This is a genomic window from Adlercreutzia sp. ZJ242 (assembly GCF_011038995.1).
Classification (GTDB): Bacteria; Actinomycetota; Coriobacteriia; order Coriobacteriales; family Eggerthellaceae; genus CAAEEV01.
Genome location: NZ_JAAKEE010000014.1, coordinates 1 through 17,298 on the forward strand (window position 1 = coordinate 1; position 17,298 = coordinate 17,298).

The following is a 17,298-nucleotide window of genomic DNA, read 5'->3' on the forward strand; positions in this document are numbered from 1 at the left end:
TTTTGGAGGATTCCGGAGTGCCAATTGGAAAACTCCTGGAGGATTCTACCCATGACGTAGAAAACTCCAAGAGGCTTCTAGGTGGCCTCTTGGAGTTTTCTGGTAACGCGGTTGTTTTTACGCTTACCAAGCTTGAAGCGCCTGGATCTCGCTGAGATCTCGCTCGGGATGAGATCGTAGATGTCCTGGATGACAAGGCGCTGCTCCTTGGGGGCATACTGCGTGATGTCGCGCTTGTAGAAGGCGTGGATGTCCGCCTGCTCGCTGCGCACCGCGTCGATTCCCCGTCCTCCGACGAACGCGGAGACCGCCGCGGGCATCCCGCCGACGATGAGGTAGCGGTGATATAGGGAGAGCAGCTGGTCATGGAGAAATCCGGGGACCTCCTCCTGCTTCGAGATTGACTCGGACAGCATTTCGAAAGCTTGTCTGTTCACGCCGTTCGCCCAGCAGAACTCCTCGAAGTCGAGAGGGAACATCTCGACTTCGCGTACGTAGCCGACTGGTTGGGACCTGATGTTCTCGAGCGCGATCCCCAGCAGCGACCCCGAGAGCACGTAGCGCAGGCCCGTGTTCTTAACGAGGTACTTCACGAAGGTCATGATTTCCGGCGCCTTTTGCACCTCGTCGATGAACACGACCGTCTTTCCTGGGACGAGGGGCACACGCGCCGCCAGGGATATGCGGAGGAAGAGATCGTCGGCGCTCGTGGCTTGGGAGAATGATGCTTGGACCGAGGCATCTTCGACGAGATCGAACTTTGCGACGTTCTCGAAATGCTCGGCGACGAAAGCGTCGATGAGGTAGGTCTTGCCGACCTGCCTTGCCCCGGAAACGAGCAGGGCTTTCTTCTCGTCGTTCGCAAGCCATGCCTCGAGCCTGTCAGCGGCTTTTCTCTTTAGCATAGGCTGTCTCCCTTATGCGTTTTGCCAAAATGCGCGATTTCAAATAGCAATATAGAGCTATTTTCCGAAATTTCAAATCAGCATTTTAAGCCAAAAATCAATATTCATCAACTAGAGGATTGATCTTGATGGTAGGTACAGCTACAGCAGGTCATGCTTTTCGTAGATGGAGAGCATGCGCTGGTAGAAGAGCCTGTCAGACAGGTATTGCTTGAACGTTGCGGATCTCTCCCTGCCCTGGGACTTCAGCTTCTCGATTTCAGCCTGCTTGAACGCGTGGTCGGACTTGATCTCGTCGAGCATCGCCTCGAAAGACTGTAAGCGATCCATTGGCACCTGCTTTCGTTTCGTCGGTGTGGACATATTTTCCCACAGGGATTGTGGCAAGAGCTGATGCTGATCCAAGACGCTAGTGAATGGGGTGGCTGATGAACGGGCGGACTGCTCTTGATGATTTAGATAGGCTTTATGCGACGGCTGCCGAGAGCGATCCTCGTCTGCCTGAAAGTTATCTTACGAAACGGTAATCGCGGGGGGATGGCCCTGATGGTAGGATGATTCTGTATGGCGGGCGCCGGCGCGGCGCGAAGTTTCGGGAGGACCTGCCCATGGGAGCGCGGATTCTGCTGGTCGAGGACGACCATGCCATCGTGAGGGCGCTGACAAGCCTGCTTCAGGCCGAGGGCTACGAGGCGCATACGGCCTCAACGCAGGACCTGGCGGTGGCGCTGCTGAGCGAGGAGGCGTTTGACCTGGCCTTGCTCGACGTGTCGCTGCCGCAGGGCAACGGGTTCGCCGTCTGCGCCGCCGCGCGCGAGCGCGCGCCCGAGATGCCTGTGATCTTCCTCACCGCCTCGGACGACGAGTACTCCACGGTCGCGGGGCTCGACATGGGCGCGGTCGACTACGTGGCGAAGCCCTTCCGCGCCCGTGAGCTGCTCTCGCGCATTCGCGCGGCGCTGCGGCGCGCCCGCGGGGCCGACAGCGTGCTGCGCCTCGGCGACGTGTGCATCGACACCGCATCGGCCCAGGTGACGAAGGCGGGCGTCGAGGTGTTCCCCTCGGCGCTCGAGTACCGGCTGCTGCTGCACTTCGCGCAGAACAAGGGGCGCCTCGTCACGCGCGAGGGGCTGCGCGACGCCATCTGGGACAGCGCGGGGGAGTACGTGAGCGACAACTCGCTTAACGTGTACGTGAAGCGCCTGCGCGAGAAGATCGAGGACGACCCGGCGCGTCCGCGCCTCGTGGTGACGGTGCGCGGGCTGGGCTACAAGGTGGGGGAGTGACATGATCGTGACCGTCCTGCGCAACCGGCGCGTCATCTGCGAGCTGGCGTGCATGCTGGCCGCCACGGCCGTCCTCGCCGCCGCAGCCTCCTGCGTCGAGGGCGCAAGCGCCGCGCTGTGGTGCGTCGCCGCCGGCGCTGCGTGCGCGCTCCTCTTCGCCGCCTTCACGGCGCGCCGCCATGCCGAGATCGCGCGTCTGACCGCCGAGATCGACGACGTCCTCCTCTTCGGCCGCAGCGTGGACTTCACGAGCTGCCGCGAAGGCGACGTGGAGGCGCTGCGCTGCGAGCTCGGCAAGGTGGTGGCGCGTCTCGCGCGCACGACCGAGCAGCTCACGCGTGAGAAGCGTGCGCTCGCCGACGCCATGGCCGACATATCGCACCAGATCAGAACGCCGCTCACGGCCATGGCGCTCACGCTTCCCGCCTTCGAGCACGCAGACGACGCCCGCGAGCGCAAGCGCCTCGTGCGCGAGGTGGAGACGCTCTCCGACCGCGTGGCGTGGCTCGTGACATCGCTGCTCAAGATGGCGAAGGTCGACGCGGGGGCGCTCACGGTCGAGCATGCGCCCGTGCGCGTGGGCGACGTGGTGGCGCGCGCGACGTCCCCGCTCGCGGCGGCGCTCGACCTGCGCGGTGTGCGCCTCGAGGTCGACTGCCCTTATGAGGCGAGCTTCAAGGGCGATGCGCGCTGGAGCGCCGAGGCGCTTGAGAACATCGTGAAGAACTGCATGGAGCATACGCCCGCGGGCGGGCGCGTGCTCGTGCGCGCTGCCGAAGACGCCCTCGCCACGCGCATCGTGGTGGAGGACACGGGCGCCGGCATCGCGCCCGAGGACCTGCCGCACGTGTTCGAGCGCTTCTACCGCGGGACGCACGACCCCGCATCCGAATCCGCATGCGCTCCCGAGGGCTTCGGCGTGGGCCTCTCGCTCGCACTCGCCCTCGTGAGCGCCCAGGGAGGCACCCTGCGCGCGTCGAACGCGCCGCACGGGGGCGCCCGCTTCGAGATGACCTTCCCCAAGCTCGTGGTGTAGCGCGTGATGGAGGGCTCGTGGCTCGGCCGCGTGGTAGAGCGCTCGCGCCACGGGGCTCGTAGCGCAGGCGCGCTTACGGCGTCCATTTGCGCATCTGCGCCATCTTATGCGTCCCATCGCGCTTTCGTGCGCCTATAATAGGCTCAATCCCTTGCCAAGGAGGCGGGGCATACATCCAAGATAGATCATGGACAAGGAGAACGACTACAGTGGCCTACCAAGACGAAATCACCCACATGGACCGAGCGGAGCTCGAGGCGCTCCAGCTTGAGCGGCTCAAGAAAGCCGTGGTCTACTGCTACGAGAAGATCCCCTTCTACAAGGAGAACTTCGACGCCGTCGGCTTCGACCCCTACGCGCTCGAGACCTTCGAGGACCTGCGCCGCGCGCCCTTCACCACCAAGCAGGACATGCGCGACGCCTATCCCTACGACCTCTTCGCGCTGCCGAAGAGCGAGGTGAAGGAGATCCACATGTCCTCGGGCACCACCGGCGTGGCGACGGTGAGCGGCTATACCGAGAACGACCTCAAGGTCTGGGGTGACTGCTTCGCGCGCGGCATCGGCTACGCGGGCGGCGACGAGAACGACATCGTGCACGTGTGCTACGGCTACGGCCTATTCACGGGCGGCCTCGGCGCGCACTACGGCGGCCTGAACGCCGGCGCCATGACCATCCCCATGTCGGCTGGCAACACGAAGCGCCAGATCAAGGTCTTGCAGTCCATGGGCTCCTCCATCATCTGCTGCACGCCGAGCTACGCCATGTACATCGCCGACACCGCCATCGAGATGGGCCTCGACCCCAAGAAGGACTTCCACCTGAAGGCCGGCATCCACGGCGCCGAGGCGTGGTCGAACCAGTTCCGCGCGAACCTCGAGGAGAAGCTCGACTACAAGGCGCTCGACGTGTACGGCCTGACCGAGGTCATGGGCCCGGGCGTGGCCATCGAGTGCATGGAGCAGACGGGCCTGCACGTGGCCGAGGACCACTTCTGGATCGAGATCCTCGACCCCGAGACGCACGAGCCGGTGCCCGACGGCGAGTGGGGCGAGCTCGTCATCACGACGCTCACCAAGGAGGCCACGCCGGTCATCCGCTACCGCACCAAGGACATCACGCGCATCATCCCGGGCGAGTGCGCCTGCGGACGCACCCATCGCCGCATCGACCGCCTGCACGGCCGCACGGACGACATGATGATCATCCGCGGCGTGAACGTGTTCCCGAGCCAGATCGAGAACGTGTGCACGGGCTTCGAGGAGATCGCCGACTGGTACCAGATCGAGCTCACGCGCGAGAACAGCCTCGACGTGGCCACGCTCAAGATCGAGATCAACCCCGACTTCCCGATGGACGAGATCCGCAAGATCGAGGATCTGCAGCGCCGCCTCGAGCAGGCGCTCAAGGACGAGCTCGCCACCAAGATCAAGGTCAAGGTCGTCGAGCCCTACACCATCACGCGCTCGGAGGGCAAGGCCGTGCGCATCGTCGACCTGCGCAGCGAGGAGGAGAAATAATGATCGATCAGCTCACCGTCTTTCTCGGTAACGAAGAGGGCCGCCTGACGGCGCTGTGCCGCACGCTGGGCGACGCCGGCATCCAGATGCACTCGCTCGTGCTCGCCGACACCACCGACTACGGCATCGTGCGCATCATCTGCGACAACCCCAAGGGCGCCATCGAGGCGCTCTCCCAGGCGCGCTTCACGGCGAGCCTCGCGAAGGTGGTTGCCGTCGAGGTGCCGCACGTTCCAGGCGGCCTGGCCGGCGTGTTCGCCGCGCTCGACAAGCTGGGCGTGAACATCGAGTACAGCTACTGCTTCATCGGCGCGAACGGCGTGGCGACGCTGGCGCTCAAGGCTCCCGAGTCCGTCATGGGCGCGCTCGACGAGGCGGGCTTCAAGGTCCTGCACCCCGGTGACCTCTACGCCGCCTAAGCGCGCGCTCGCTGCGATCGCGTGAAATTTTCCGCTTTGGGAAAATTTTCCTTGAACGCGTGGGCGAGTAGCGCTATTATAGATGAGCTGCTTGAGCGGAAGCGGTTTTTGAAGCTCGGGCAATCAACGGGTTGTGGCGCAGTTTGGTAGCGCACTTGACTGGGGGTCAAGGGGTCGCAGGTTCAAATCCTGTCAACCCGACCAGCTAAATCAGCAGGTCAGAAGGTTCGCCTTCTGACCTGCTTTCGTTTTGCAGCCAAGTTGAGCAGCCCCCTCGCCTCACGGCAGGAACGGGGCGGGGATGAGGGCGCGCAGCGTGTCCTTCGAGCGGAGGCGCGAGAGGAACCACTCCTCGTCGCTCGTGAGGATGCTCTTGCAGTTCGTGAGGATGTTCAGCGGCCGCTCGAGCGGGCAGTCGCGCAGCTTCAGCATCGAGAGGCGCTTGTGGCGGCACTCCTCCTGCACGGCGAGCGCCGAGATGACGGTGACGCCGAGCCCCGCCATGACGGTGTCCTTGATGGCCTGGATGCTGCTGAGCTCGGCGACGACGGTGAGCTCGTCGGCGTCGAGGCCGTTTTTCGCCATGGCCATCTCCATCACCTTGCGCGTGCCCGAGCCCACTTCCCGCAGGATGAGGTTCTCGCTCTTGAGCTCCTCGAACGACACCTCGATCCGCTTGCTCCACGGGTGGTCGATCGGCACCGCGATGACGAGCTCGTCGCTCCAGAACTGCTCGATGACGAGGTTCTCGTCGTAGGGGACCGGCCCCTCCACCAGCCCGATGTTGAACTTCTTGTCAAGGATGGAGCGCGAGATCATGAGCGTGTTCGCCACCAGCACGTTGAAGCGCAGGGGCGGCTTGCCCTGCGGCGTCTTGATCGACATGATGTGCGACAGCAGGTACTCGCCGATCGTGAGCGTGGCGCCGACGTGGATGCAGCTGCTCTGGTTCTCCGTCAGAGACAGGATGGTCTCCTTCGTCTCGTTCATCGTCTGGATGACGTGGACGATGCTCTTGTAGAAGACCCGCCCGAACTCGGTGAGCGTGACGCCGCGGTTGGTTCGCTCGAAGAAGCACGCGCCGTACTCCTTCTCCAGGTTCTGGAGCTGGATGCTGACGCTCGGCTGGCTGATGTGCAGGTGCCGCGCGGCCTGCGTGATGTTTCCTGTCTCGGCGACCTCTTTGAACACGATGAACTGCTCCAGAGAACTCACGATAACCCCTTTCCCTTCGCTACTTGGCGGGGGAGGAAGACGGGTCGAACGCGCGAACGGCCCAAACGATCTCATCGGTGTCGCGCGCCGGGCTCGAATCTCAGTCGTCTTGCGCTTACGTTTCGCTTACATCTCGTTTACGTGCCGCCATTAAAATAGTTCATAGCGGGCGAAGTGTATAGCTGGGAATAACTTATCGAGCGATTGAAATAAGCTATTGCTCGATTGCATATTCCCATTTTACAACCCCTTTAACGTGCTTTAGCGTTGGGATTGCAAAACTTTGGTACGAGCTGGTCGGTCCGACTGCGCCAAAGTTCGAGAAGGGGGTTCACATGGATGGTGCTACGCTCGTTTCGGTTCTTCTCCTCGCAGCGCTCGCAGGCTTCCTCGTGCTCAGCGCGCTCAAGTTCTGGAAGTACTCAAGGCTCTCCACCCACGGCCGCTTCGACTTGTATCCCGTCCCCAAGGAAGGGGCGGACAAGGTGCGCTACGGCGGCTCGTACTTCGAGGAGAGCGAGTGGTGGGCGAAGGAGCGCACCACGAGCCTTTCCACCGAGGTCGTCGAGATCATGAAGGAGATGTTCTTCATCAAGACGCTCTTCGAGCGCCAGCGCTCCCTGTGGTGGGCCTCGTTTCTGTTCCACGCGGGCGTCTACATCCTGTTCGGCTGGTCGGTGCTGCTCATCCTCGGCGCGTTCGTGCGCGCTGACTTCGTGATCGCCGTCATCAACGTCATCGGCGAGCTCGGGTTCGCGTTCGCCACCGTCGGCACCGTGCTCCTGCTCGTGCGCCGCCTGACGGACGAGGCCTCCCGCGTGTACATGGCGCCGGCGGACTACTTCAACCTCGTGCTGATCCTCGCCGTGCTCGCCACGGGCATCGCCTCGTGGACGACCGGCGCGAACGTCTACGACGTCGCCGCGCAGGTGCTCACGTTGAGCGTCGTCGAGCTTCCCGTCCTGGTGATGGTCCACTTCGTGCTCCTCGGCATCATGATGGTCTACATCCCCGTGAGCAAGATGGGGCACTACGCGGGGAAGTTCTTCTCGTTCCACCGGGTCCTCTGGGACAACGACCCCAACCTTCCCGGGAGCAAGGTCGAGCGCAACATGCGCGCCGCGGCCGCCGCGCCCGCGCAGACCGCGTGGTCGGCCCCGCACACCCGCCCCACGCAGACCGACCCCAGCGCATCGGAGGAGTAGCCCATGTCCGTGAACACCAAGCACCTCAAAGCCAGCGACATCTCCCGAGACGTCGACGTCCTCTCTCCCGTCGACGATCTCATGACCCTTCCTTCCCCCTATGACGCAAACGGGCTTGAGCCGAAGTTCAAGGAGCTCAAGCCCGGGTGGGCGGAGGAGCATTGCGCGTCGCTCGACGGCTTCATCGCGCTCGACACGCTCAAGCGCCCCGAGACGCAGGAGGAGGAAGACGAGTTCGTCGAGAAGTTCCTCGTCGGCCTGGAGAAGCTCTTCCAGGACGCCAACAAGGGGGCCCTGCAGCCCCTGCAGCTCGTCACCGAGTTCTGCGCGAAGTGCAACACCTGCTCGGAGGCGTGCCACATCTTCCAGGCGAGCAACGGCGACGAGATCTACCGCCCGAGCTACCGCGTTGACGTGCTGCGGCGCATGTACAAGAGGCACTTCACCCCCTCGGGCAAGCTGCTCGGCGGTTTCGTGGGTGCCGACGTGGACGTGAGCTGGGAGTCCATCGCGCGCCTCGGCGAGATGGCGTACCGCTGCAACCTGTGCCGCCGCTGCGCGCAGGCCTGCCCGCTCGGGCTCGACAACGGCCTGGCCGCGAAGGAGATCCGCAAGCTCTTCTCGCAGGAGCTCGGCATCGCGCCGACGCCCGTGCACAAGAAGGGCACGGTCCTGCAGCTCGAGGTGGGCTCGACGACGGGCCTCACGCGCCCGGCGCTGCTCGACACCATCGAGTTCATCGAGGAGGACATCGAGGAGCGCACGGGCCGCGCCGTGAAGTTCCCCATCGACAAGGAGGGCGCCGACGTGCTGCTCCTCCACAACGCCGGCGAGTTCATCGCGTGGCCGGACAACCCGGCGGCCTTCGCCATCCTGCTCGACGAGGCGGGCGTGAGCTGGACGCTCAGCTCCGAGCTCATGGGGTACGACGGCGTGAACTACGGCATCTGGTACGACGACGTGCAGGCGAAGAAGGTGGCGCTCGCGCAGTTCGAGGTGGCGAAGAAGCTCGGCGTGAAGCGCATCGTGGTGGGCGAGTGCGGGCACGCGCACAAGGCCATCGGCGTGGCGGCCGACCGCATGGCGGCGAGCGAGGACAAGGTCCCCGTGGAGAGCTTCCTGCCGCTCATGGCGCAGCTCGTGCGCGAGGGCAGGCTCGCGTTCGACCCGTCGAAGAACGACTTCCCCATAACGCTGCACGACCCGTGCAACATGGTGCGCCAGATGGGCATCGTGCAGCCCCAGCGCGAGATCCTGCGCGCGATCGCGCCGCAGTTCCGCGAGATGACGCCGCACGGCGTCGACAACTACTGCTGCGGCGGCGGCAGCGGGTTCGCCATCATGAACTCCTACAACTTCGGCGACTTCCGCGACAAGGTGAGCGCGCGCAAGAAGCTCGAGCAGATCATCAACGCCTTCGGGGACGAGTTCTCCGACCCGAGCGTGCTCAAGTGCGTGTGCGCGCCCTGCTCGAACTGCAAGGGCACGATCCGCGACATCCTGAAGGCGTACAAGGTCACGGCGAAGTACAACGTGCACTACACCGGGCTGGTCGAGCTCATGGTGAACGCCCTGGTGAGCATGGAGCAGCCCTATCTGGAGTTCCTGTAGCGCCAGCGGCGCGGGCGCGCAGGGGCGCGGGCGCGTCCGCGGGATGCCTGCGGAGCGGGCGCGCGGTGGGCGCGAGCATCCCCTGCAGCACCGCCTGCGGCGCGGGCGGCAAGGCCAGGCTGGGGTCAGATGACGAGGAGGAAGGGGTGTCGGCATGGAGTCAACGCGCGGTGTGGTTGTCGGGGCGAACATCAAGAGCGCGCCCATCGACCTGCTCGAGCGGCTCAGCGTGCACCATTCCGCGGTGCAGCGGACCGCGCTCGACGTCAAGCGCGCCTGCGGCGCGGGCGGCGTCGTCGTCTTGAGCACCTGCAACCGCTTCGAGATCTACGCCACCTGCCCCGACGGCCTCGACGCCGCCGAGGGCATCAGGCGCTACCTGGTCGAGCGCTGCGCCGGCGGCAGCGAAGAGGCGCGGGCGCGTCTGCTCGGCGCGCTCTACTCGTACGCCGACGAGGCGGCCTACCGCCACCTGTTCGAGGTGGTGTCCGGCCTCGACTCGCTCATCGTGGGCGAGGCGGAGATACTCGGGCAGGTGTCGCGCGCCTACCAGGCGTCATGCGAGGCGAAGGCGACGGACAAGCTGTGCAACGCGTGGTTCCAGCGCGCGCTGCACCTGGGCAAGAGGGCGCGCTCCCAGACGCTGCTCGGCAGCTTCTCGGTCTCGGTGGGGCGCATCGCGGTCGACTTGGCCGTGCGGGAGTTCGGCGACGTGCATGACAAGCGCGCGCTCGTCCTCGGCGCGGGCGAGATGAGCGAGCTCACGGCGAAGTACCTGGCGGCGCACAAGTTCCCCGTCGTCATGGTGGCGAACCGGTCGCTCGCGCGCGCCCGCGAGCTCGCCTGCGCGCACGGCTTCACCGCCCATCCTCTCGACGAGGTGGAATCGTGCCTGGCCAAGGCCGACGTGGTGTTCTCCGCCACCTCGGCGAAGACGTGCCTCGTAACCGAGGACATGGTGCGCCGCGTCATGGCCGCGCGTCCGGCGCGGCCCCTGCTCCTCGTGGACATGGCCATTCCCCGCGACGTCGAGCCGGCGGTCGCCAACCTGCCCGGCGTGTCGCTCCACAACATCAACGAGCTGCGCGACGCGGCCGAGCGCGGCCTGTTCGAGCGCATGCAGGCGGCGGCGGGCGCGCGGGCGCTCATCGACGAGGAGCTCGCCGACTTCACGCGCTGGATCAGCGCGCTCGAGCTCGTGCCCGTGATCGCGGCGCTGCGCCGCTATGCCGACGGCGTCAAGGCCGAGCGCCTCGAGGCGGCTGCCGACAAGCTCAAGGGGCTCTCCTCCTCGCAGCGGCACGCCGTGGACGTCCTGGCGACGACGATCGTCGACCAGATCGTGCGCGGCCCCGTCGAGGCGCTCAACGCCCGTGCGGGTACGCCGCGGGCGCGCGAGTGCGCCGGCGTGCTGCAGGAGCTGTTCGGCTTCCCGCCCGAGGTACTGCCGGACGGCACGGCGGCCGCGTGTTGGGAAGGCGGGGCCGCGCGCCAGGAGAGCGAGGCTGCGCGTAAGGGGAGCGAGGTCGTGCGATGAGGACGCTCAAGGTGGGCACGCGGAGAAGCCAGCTCGCGCTCTGGCAGACTGAGTGGGTGAAGGCCCAGGTCGAGCGCTCGTTTCCGCAGCTTGAGGTGGAGGTTGTCACGCTCGACACCAAGGGCGACCTCGATTTGGCGACGCCTCTGCCCTCGGTGGCGGACAAGGGGTTCTTCACGGTCGAGATCGAGCAGGCGCTCCTCGCGCGCGAGGTCGACGTCGCCGTGCACAGCCTGAAGGACCTGCCGACCGTGCTTCCCGCCGGCCTGCGCATCGGCGCCTACGGCAGCCGCGCCGACGCGCACGACGTGTTCCTCAGCCGTGACGGCACGCCGCTCGCGCGCCTTCCTGAGGGCGCGCGCGTCGGCACGTCGAGCCTGCGGCGGACGGCGCAGATCAAGCGCCTGCGCCCCGACCTCGCCTGCGTCGAGCTGCGCGGGAACCTCAACACGCGCTGGCGCAAGCTGCAGGAGGGGCATGCCGCGGGCATCGTGCTCGCGGCCGCAGGCGTTGAGCGCCTCGGGTGGCAGGACCGCGTCACCGAGGCGTTTCCCTTCGACGTCATGCTCCCCGCGCCGGGGCAGGGCGTGATCGCCGTCGAGTGCGCCGAGGACCGCCCCGAGGTGCTCGAGGTCCTGCGCTGCGTGAACCACGAGGCGAGCGAGCGCGCCGCGCGGGCCGAGCGCGCGTTCCTCGGAGCGCTTGAGGGAGGGTGCCAGACGCCGCTCGGCGCGCACGCGACCTGCGCGCGCGGCGCGATCACGCTCGACGCGGCCGTGTTCGGCCTTGACGGAGAGCGCTGCGTGCGCGTGAGCGTCTCGGGGCCCGACCCCGAGGACGTGGGCGCTCAGGCGGCGCGCGCGGCGCTTCGGCGCGGCGCAGACGAGATCATGCGCGACGTGCGCGCGATGTGAGGAGGTGGGCTGCATGCCGGAATGCGGCAAGGTGGTGCTCGTCGGCGCAGGTCCGGGGGATCCGGGCCTCATGACGCTTGCGGGCAGGCAGTGGGTGGAGCGCGCGGAGGTGCTCGTGTACGACCGCCTCGTGGCGCGCGAGCTCGTGGCGATGGCGCCGGCGGGCTGCGAGCGCGTGTACGTGGGCAAGACGCCCGAGCGACACACGCTCTCCCAGGACGAGATCAACGCGCTTCTGCTCGAGCACGCGCGCGCCGGCAAGCTCGTCGTGCGCCTCAAGGGCGGCGATCCGTTCGTGTTCGGGCGCGGCGGCGAGGAGGCGCTCGCGCTGCGTGCGGCAGACGTCCCGTATGCGGTGGTGCCGGGCGTGACGGCGGCCGTCGCCTCGCCGGCCTACGCCGGCATCCCCGTGACGCACCGCGGCATGTCGTCGACGTTCACGGTGGTGACGGGGCACGAGGCGCCCGACAAGCTCGCCTCGGCGGTTGACTGGGAGGGCCTGGCGCGCATCGGCGGGACGCTCATCTTCCTCATGGGCATGCGCAACATCAACTTGATCTGCGAAAACCTCATGCGCTGCGGCATGGGCGCCGCCACGCCCGCGGCGGTGGTCGAGCGCGGCACGTGGCCGGGGCAGCGCGTGGTCGCCTCGACGCTCGGCGCGCTTGGCGCCGACGTCGCGGCAAGCGGGCTCGCAAGCCCCGCCACCATTGTGGTCGGCGAGGTCGCGCGCCTGCATGCCGAGCTCGCCTGGCGCGCCACCCGCCCGCTCGCGGGCAAGCACGTGGTGGTCACGCGGGCGCGCTGCCAGGCGTCGAAGCTCTCGCGGCAGCTCGAGCAGCTCGGCGCGACGGTCGAGGAGCGCCCGCTGATCCGCCTCGAGCCGACGGGCGTCACCGAGCTCGTCAGATGCGCGCTCGACGAGCTTCCCTCCTTCGACCACGTGGTGTTCTGCAGCGTGAACGGCGTGCGGTACTTCGCCGAGGCGCTCGCCGCCCATGCGGGCGCGCGCGACCTGAGCGCGCTCACCGCGCGCGCCGTGGCCGTCGGGCCCGCCACGGCCGAGGCGCTCGCCGCCCGCGGCGCCGAGGGCGTCATCGTCCCCGAAGAGGGGAGCGCCGAGGGCCTGCTCTCGCTGCTCGAGCACATGACGCGCCCCGGCGAGCGCGTCCTGGTGGTGCGCGCCGAGCACGCGCGCTCCGTCATCCAGGACGGCCTTGCGCCTCGCGGCGTCATCGTCGCCGAGGCGCCGGTCTACCGCAACGTGCCCGACGAGAGCAGCCGCGAGGCGCTCGTCAGCGCCCTGCGCGCGGGCCGCGTCGACGCGATCATGCTCACGAGCTCCTCGACGGCGCGCAACCTGCGCGATGCGCTCGAGGGCGAGCTCGGCCTGCTCGAGGGCGTGAAGCTCCTCTCCATCGGCCCTGTCACCACGCAGACGGTGCGCGAGCTCGACATGGCGTGCGCCGCCGAGGCGGACGAGCCCACCGTGTCCGCGCTCGCGCGCCTCGCCGAGCGCGAGCTGGGAGGCGTCTCATGAAGCTCGCCGTGCGCCACCGCCGCCTGCGCTCCTCGGCCGACCTGCGCGCGATGGTCCGCGAGAACCACGTGCGGGTGACCGACCTCATCTACCCGCTCTTCGTGCACGAGGGCGAGGGCGTCTGCGAGCCCGTCGCCTCGATGCCCGGCGTGTGCCGCTACTCGCTCGACAGGCTCGAGCCCGTCCTCGCCGAGGTGACCGACCTCGGCATCCCCGCGGTCATCCTGTTCGGCATCCCCGAGCGCAAGGACGCGCTCGGAAGCGGCGCCTATGACGAGGCGGGCATCGTGCAGCGGGCCATCCGCCTCATCAAGGAGCGCCATCCCCACCTCGTCGTCATCGCCGACGTGTGCCTGTGCGAGTACACCGACCACGGCCACTGCGGCGTGGTGCGCGACGGCATCGTCGAGAACGACCCCACCGTCGAGCTCCTCGCGCGGACCGCCGTGTCGCAGGCGCGCGCGGGCGCCGACATCGTCGCGCCGTCCGACATGATGGACGGGCGCGTGGCCGCCCTGCGCACGGCCCTCGACGGCGCCGGCTTCGAGCGCGTGGCCATCATGTCCTACGCCGCCAAGTACGCCTCGGGGTTCTACGGCCCCTTCCGCGACGCGGCGGGCTCGGCGCCGCAGCACGGCGACCGCAAGACCTACCAGATGGACCCCGCCAACGGCGACGAGGCCCTGCGCGAGATCCGCGCCGACGTGGACGAGGGCGCCGACATGATCATCGTCAAGCCGGCGCTGGCGTTCGGCGACATCATGTGGCGCGCGCGCCTCGCCTCGCAGCTGCCCGTCGTCGCCTACAACGTGAGCGGGGAGTACGCGATGGTGAAGGCAGCCGCGCTCGCGGGCTGGCTCGACGAGCGGCGCGTGGTCACCGAGCTGCTCGTGGGCATGAAGCGCGCGGGCGCCGACATGATCATCACCTACCACGCGCTCGACGCCGCGCGCTGGCTGCGCGAGGAGGCGCTCTGATGCGCCGGCCGGACGGCGGGCGCGCCGCGGCCCCGGGCTCGCCAGCCAGCGGAAGCGCGCGGGCCTTCGCGCAGGCGTGCGAGGTCATCCCGGGCGGCGTCGACTCGCCCGTGCGCGCGGCGCGCGCCGTGGGCGCCGACCCGCTGTTCATCGAGCGCGGCGAGGGCGCGTATCTGTGGGACGTCGACGGGAGCCGCTACATCGACTACGTGGGATCGTGGGGCCCGCTCATCATGGGCCACGCGCATCCGCGCGTCGTGCGCGCGGTGTGCGAGGCCGCACGCCGCGGCACGAGCTTCGGCGCGCCGACCGAGGCCGAGACGCAGCTCGCATGTGAGGTCAGAGACGCGATGCCCGCGCTCGAGATGATCCGCTTCGTGAGCTCGGGCACCGAGGCGACCATGAGCGCCCTGCGCCTCGCGCGCGGCGTGACGGGGCGCGACATGGTGCTGAAGTTCGAGGGCTGCTACCACGGGCACGTCGACGCGCTCCTCGTCAAGGCGGGCAGCGGCGCGCTGACGCTCGGCGTGCCCACCTCAGCTGGCATAGCGGAGGGCGTCGCGGCAGGCACGCTCGTCGCGCGCTACAACGACCTCGAGGGCACGCACGCGCTCTTCGAGCGCTACGGCGAGCAGATTGCCTGCGTGATCGTCGAGCCCGTCGCAGGCAACATGGGCGTGGTGCTCCCTCATGAGGAGTTCCTTCCGGGCCTGCGGAGGCTCTGCGACGCCTACGGGAGCCTGCTCGTGGTCGACGAGGTCATGACGGGCTTCCGCGTGGGGCGCGGCGGGGCGCAGGAGCGCTTCGGCGTCGAGGGCGACCTCACGTGCCTCGGCAAGATCATCGGCGGCGGGCTTCCCCTGGCGGCCTTCGGCGGAAGGCGCGCGATCATGGAGCAGCTCGCGCCGCTCGGGCCGGTCTACCAGGCGGGGACGCTCTCGGGCAACCCGCTCGCCACGGCGGCGGGCCTCGCCACGCTCGGCCTTCTGCGCGAGCCGGGCGTCTACGAGCGCGTCTTCGAGCTCACGCAAGCCCTCGCGCGCAGCCTCGAGGACGCCGCGCGCGCGGCGGGCGTGCCGGTGAGCGTGAACGCGGTCGGCGGCATGTTCTCGCTCTTCTTCACCGAGGGTCCCGTCGTCGACTTCGCGTCGGCGACGCGCTCCGACACGGCGCGTTTCGCGCGCTTCTACGCCGACCTGCGCCGCGACGGGGTGTATCTGGCCCCGAGCCAGTTCGAGTCCTTGTTCATGTCAGCCGCCCACACGCGCGCCGACGTCGACGCCACCGCCGAGGCGGCCCGCCGCGCGTTCGCGCGCCTCTAGCAGGCCTGCGGCCTCAGGCGGCGCGGGCGCTCGCGCAGCGCGCCAGCACGCGCCTCGCCCGTGCGCCGAAGCCGCGCCCGCGCGGGCGCCTGCGCCCCTGCCCGCGCGCGTCAGCCCGCGTCTCGCACGCCGTCTTGACGTCAGTTTCCGCACGATTCGTTTTTGCTATGGCAAGCTCTCGCAAGGACCCGAAAAACGCTGTTTGAGCTGGGAAAACAACCTGATATAGGCTCAGGCTATCCCCCGATCAAGTCAAAGTATTTTCGCGGCGAGGAGGTTAGTGGTCAAATAGAACCTGTCGTGAAGCCGCGTTTTGTAGACGTGCTGGTAAACGGCGAAAACCGAGCAGGGGAAGGGGGTGTAACCGATGTTCATTGTGTCAATTGACGAGGAGGCATGCACTGGCTGCGACTCGTGTGCCGACGGGTGTCCAGCCCACATCCTCGCCTTCAACGGCGAGCACGCGTATGTGGCTGGCGACGAGGCGGAGTGCATGGGGTGCGAGGCGTGCATCTCGGTGTGTCCGAGCGGCGCGATAACCATCATGGAAATGTAGTTCCGCAGTTTTGACTGAAGCAAAAGGAGGGATTATGACTGAAAGCAGCAAGACCCCCCAACTGGACGAGCTGGAAAGCGGTCCGTGGCCAAGCTTCGTGACGGAGATCAAGCGCGCTGCTGAGAAGAGCGAGATGAGCGCCGATCTGCTCGGCCTGCTCGAGCGCTCCTACCACGACAAGATCGGCCATTGGAAGCACGGCGGCATCGTGGGCGTGAAGGGCTACGGCGGCGGCGTCGTCGGGCGCTACACCGACCTGCCCGAGGAGTTCCCGAACGTGAGCGAGTTCCACACGATGCGCATCGCGGCGCCGAGCGGCTGGTTCTACGACACCGACGCCCTGCGCGAGCTGTGCGACATCTGGGAGCGCCACGGCTCCGGCATCACCAACGTGCACGGCTCCACCGGCGACCTCATCTTCCTCGGCACCAAGACCGAGGAGCTCCAGCCCACGTTCGACGAGCTCTCCGAGGCTGGCTACGACCTGGGCGGATCGGGCTCCGACCTGCGCTCGCCGAGCTGCTGCGTGGGACCCGGCCGCTGCGAGTACGCCTGCTACGACACGCTTGACATGTGCTACGACATCACCAACGAGTTCCAGGACGAGCTTCACCGCCCGATGTGGCCGTACAAGTCCAAGATCAAGATGTCCGGCTGCGCCAACGACTGCGTCGCCGCGGCGGCCCGCGCCGACATCTCGGTCATCGGCACCTGGCGCGACGCCCTCACCATCGACCAGGACGAGGTGAAGAGGTACGCCGAGGGCGGCCTTCCCATCCGCGAGGCGGTCGTCGAGAAGTGCCCGACCCGCTGCTTGCGCTACGACCAGGAGACCGGCGAGCTCACCGTGAACGCTGACGAGTGCACGCGCTGCATGCACTGCGTCAACGTCATGGGCCGCGCGGTCAAGCAGGGCAAGGAGAAGGGCGCTACCATCCTGCTCGGCGCGAAGTCGACCATCGTCAAGTCGGCGTTCATGTCCTGGGTGCTCGTTCCCTTCATGAAGATGGAGGCTCCCTACGACGAGTTCAAGGACCTCGTCAACCGCATCTGGGACTGGTGGGACGAGAACGGCAAGACGCGCGAGCGCATCGGCGAGACGGTCTACCGCATCGGCATGGGCAAGTTCCTGCGCGACGTCGGCCTCGAGGCCGTGCCCCAGATGGTCTACCGCCCGCGTGCCAACCCGTACGTGTTCTGGCCTCAGGAGGAGATCTTGCAGGAGGCTGCAGGGCAAGAGGGCGAGCCGGCCTGA

The 17,298-nt window shown here is 67.4% G+C and carries 16 protein-coding genes and 1 tRNA gene; 14 read left to right on the forward strand and 3 right to left on the reverse strand.

The annotated features are described in order from the left end of the window. Positions 1-77: 77 nt before the first annotated feature. Both G7Y49_RS04935 and G7Y49_RS04940 read right to left on the reverse strand, forming a co-directional pair. Positions 78-905 carry an ATP-binding protein gene (locus G7Y49_RS04935; RefSeq protein WP_165171676.1) on the reverse strand — a complete coding sequence of 276 codons (828 nt, stop codon included), beginning with the start codon at positions 903-905 and terminating at the stop codon, positions 78-80. Positions 906-1,046: 141 nt separating this feature from the next. Then, entirely contained in the window at positions 1,047-1,235 is a 189-nt protein-coding gene (locus G7Y49_RS04940) for a hypothetical protein (RefSeq protein ID WP_165171678.1), read from the reverse strand. 278 nt (positions 1,236-1,513) lie between these two features. Between G7Y49_RS04940 and G7Y49_RS04945 the strand changes: the two genes are divergently transcribed. The 5 genes from G7Y49_RS04945 to G7Y49_RS04965 all read left to right on the forward strand — a co-directional run bounded on the left by G7Y49_RS04945 (position 1,514) and on the right by G7Y49_RS04965 (position 5,370). After that, positions 1,514-2,191: a response regulator transcription factor gene (locus G7Y49_RS04945; RefSeq protein WP_165171680.1), complete on the forward strand. Its 678-nt coding sequence runs from the start codon at positions 1,514-1,516 to the stop codon at positions 2,189-2,191. Position 2,192: 1 nt separating this feature from the next. After that, positions 2,193-3,227, forward strand: coding sequence for a sensor histidine kinase KdpD (locus tag G7Y49_RS04950; RefSeq protein WP_241157268.1), 1,035 nt, complete (start codon positions 2,193-2,195; stop codon positions 3,225-3,227). Positions 3,228-3,436: 209 nt separating this feature from the next. Further along, positions 3,437-4,747 carry a phenylacetate--CoA ligase family protein gene (locus G7Y49_RS04955; RefSeq protein WP_370519595.1) on the forward strand — a complete coding sequence of 437 codons (1,311 nt, stop codon included), beginning with the start codon at positions 3,437-3,439 and terminating at the stop codon, positions 4,745-4,747. Then, positions 4,747-5,166, forward strand: a complete 420-nt coding sequence (locus G7Y49_RS04960; RefSeq protein WP_165171682.1) for an amino acid-binding protein — start codon at positions 4,747-4,749, stop codon at positions 5,164-5,166. Before G7Y49_RS04955 ends, G7Y49_RS04960 begins: the two co-directional genes overlap by 1 nt. Positions 5,167-5,293: 127 nt before the next feature. Next, positions 5,294-5,370: transfer RNA gene (locus G7Y49_RS04965), tRNA-Pro, on the forward strand. Positions 5,371-5,445: 75 nt separating this feature from the next. On the opposite strand, the gene G7Y49_RS04970 is transcribed toward G7Y49_RS04965, so the two are convergent. Then, positions 5,446-6,381, reverse strand: a complete 936-nt coding sequence (locus G7Y49_RS04970) for a LysR family transcriptional regulator (RefSeq protein ID WP_165171684.1) — start codon at positions 6,379-6,381, stop codon at positions 5,446-5,448. Positions 6,382-6,716: 335 nt separating this feature from the next. On the opposite strand from G7Y49_RS04970, the gene G7Y49_RS04975 reads away from it, so the two are divergent. The 9 genes from G7Y49_RS04975 to dsrA all read left to right on the forward strand — a co-directional run bounded on the left by G7Y49_RS04975 (position 6,717) and on the right by dsrA (position 17,298). Continuing rightward, positions 6,717-7,586 carry a respiratory nitrate reductase subunit gamma gene (locus G7Y49_RS04975; RefSeq protein WP_165171686.1) on the forward strand — a complete coding sequence of 290 codons (870 nt, stop codon included), beginning with the start codon at positions 6,717-6,719 and terminating at the stop codon, positions 7,584-7,586. Positions 7,587-7,589: 3 nt separating this feature from the next. After that, positions 7,590-9,197, forward strand: coding sequence for a (Fe-S)-binding protein (locus tag G7Y49_RS04980; RefSeq protein ID WP_165171688.1), 1,608 nt, complete (start codon positions 7,590-7,592; stop codon positions 9,195-9,197). Positions 9,198-9,351: 154 nt separating this feature from the next. Further along, entirely contained in the window at positions 9,352-10,734 is a 1,383-nt protein-coding gene (gene hemA, locus G7Y49_RS04985; protein WP_165171690.1) for a glutamyl-tRNA reductase, read from the forward strand. Then, the gene (gene hemC / locus G7Y49_RS04990; RefSeq protein WP_165171692.1) at positions 10,731-11,648 is read left to right on the forward strand and encodes a hydroxymethylbilane synthase; all 918 of its coding nucleotides are present in this window, start codon (positions 10,731-10,733) and stop codon (positions 11,646-11,648) included. Before hemA ends, hemC begins: the two co-directional genes overlap by 4 nt. Before the next feature lie 13 nt (positions 11,649-11,661). Continuing rightward, positions 11,662-13,188: a uroporphyrinogen-III C-methyltransferase gene (gene cobA, locus G7Y49_RS04995; protein ID WP_165171694.1), complete on the forward strand. Its 1,527-nt coding sequence runs from the start codon at positions 11,662-11,664 to the stop codon at positions 13,186-13,188. Next, positions 13,185-14,165, forward strand: coding sequence for a porphobilinogen synthase (gene hemB, locus G7Y49_RS05000; protein WP_165171696.1), 981 nt, complete (start codon positions 13,185-13,187; stop codon positions 14,163-14,165). The genes cobA and hemB overlap by 4 nt, the downstream gene beginning before the upstream one ends. Next, the gene (gene hemL / locus G7Y49_RS05005; protein WP_165171698.1) at positions 14,165-15,487 is read left to right on the forward strand and encodes a glutamate-1-semialdehyde 2,1-aminomutase; all 1,323 of its coding nucleotides are present in this window, start codon (positions 14,165-14,167) and stop codon (positions 15,485-15,487) included. The genes hemB and hemL overlap by 1 nt, the downstream gene beginning before the upstream one ends. Before the next feature lie 367 nt (positions 15,488-15,854). Further along, positions 15,855-16,043 (forward strand): ATP-binding protein, encoded by a 189-nt coding sequence (locus G7Y49_RS05010; protein ID WP_165171700.1) that lies wholly within the window; start codon positions 15,855-15,857, stop codon positions 16,041-16,043. A gap of 34 nt (positions 16,044-16,077) precedes the next feature. Continuing rightward, the gene (gene dsrA / locus G7Y49_RS05015; protein WP_165171702.1) at positions 16,078-17,298 is read left to right on the forward strand and encodes a dissimilatory-type sulfite reductase subunit alpha; all 1,221 of its coding nucleotides are present in this window, start codon (positions 16,078-16,080) and stop codon (positions 17,296-17,298) included.

Excerpts from the sequence above, each read along its gene's own strand:
- G7Y49_RS04960 (WP_165171682.1), top strand. The coding sequence starts at position 4,747 with ATGATCGATCAGCTCACCGTCTTTCTCGGTAACGAAGAGGGCCGCCTG.
- cobA (WP_165171694.1), top strand. The coding sequence starts at position 11,662 with ATGCCGGAATGCGGCAAGGTGGTGCTCGTCGGCGCAGGTCCGGGGGAT.
- G7Y49_RS04935 (WP_165171676.1), bottom strand. The coding sequence starts at position 905 with ATGCTAAAGAGAAAAGCCGCTGACAGGCTCGAGGCATGGCTTGCGAAC.
- dsrA (WP_165171702.1), top strand. The coding sequence starts at position 16,078 with ATGACTGAAAGCAGCAAGACCCCCCAACTGGACGAGCTGGAAAGCGGT.
- G7Y49_RS04940 (WP_165171678.1), bottom strand. The coding sequence starts at position 1,235 with ATGGATCGCTTACAGTCTTTCGAGGCGATGCTCGACGAGATCAAGTCC.
- G7Y49_RS04975 (WP_165171686.1), top strand. The coding sequence starts at position 6,717 with ATGGATGGTGCTACGCTCGTTTCGGTTCTTCTCCTCGCAGCGCTCGCA.
- hemB (WP_165171696.1), top strand. The coding sequence starts at position 13,185 with ATGAAGCTCGCCGTGCGCCACCGCCGCCTGCGCTCCTCGGCCGACCTG.
- hemL (WP_165171698.1), top strand. The coding sequence starts at position 14,165 with ATGCGCCGGCCGGACGGCGGGCGCGCCGCGGCCCCGGGCTCGCCAGCC.
- G7Y49_RS04980 (WP_165171688.1), top strand. The coding sequence starts at position 7,590 with ATGTCCGTGAACACCAAGCACCTCAAAGCCAGCGACATCTCCCGAGAC.
- hemC (WP_165171692.1), top strand. The coding sequence starts at position 10,731 with ATGAGGACGCTCAAGGTGGGCACGCGGAGAAGCCAGCTCGCGCTCTGG.
- G7Y49_RS04950 (WP_241157268.1), top strand. The coding sequence starts at position 2,193 with ATGATCGTGACCGTCCTGCGCAACCGGCGCGTCATCTGCGAGCTGGCG.
- G7Y49_RS05010 (WP_165171700.1), top strand. The coding sequence starts at position 15,855 with ATGTTCATTGTGTCAATTGACGAGGAGGCATGCACTGGCTGCGACTCG.
- G7Y49_RS04945 (WP_165171680.1), top strand. The coding sequence starts at position 1,514 with ATGGGAGCGCGGATTCTGCTGGTCGAGGACGACCATGCCATCGTGAGG.
- hemA (WP_165171690.1), top strand. The coding sequence starts at position 9,352 with ATGGAGTCAACGCGCGGTGTGGTTGTCGGGGCGAACATCAAGAGCGCG.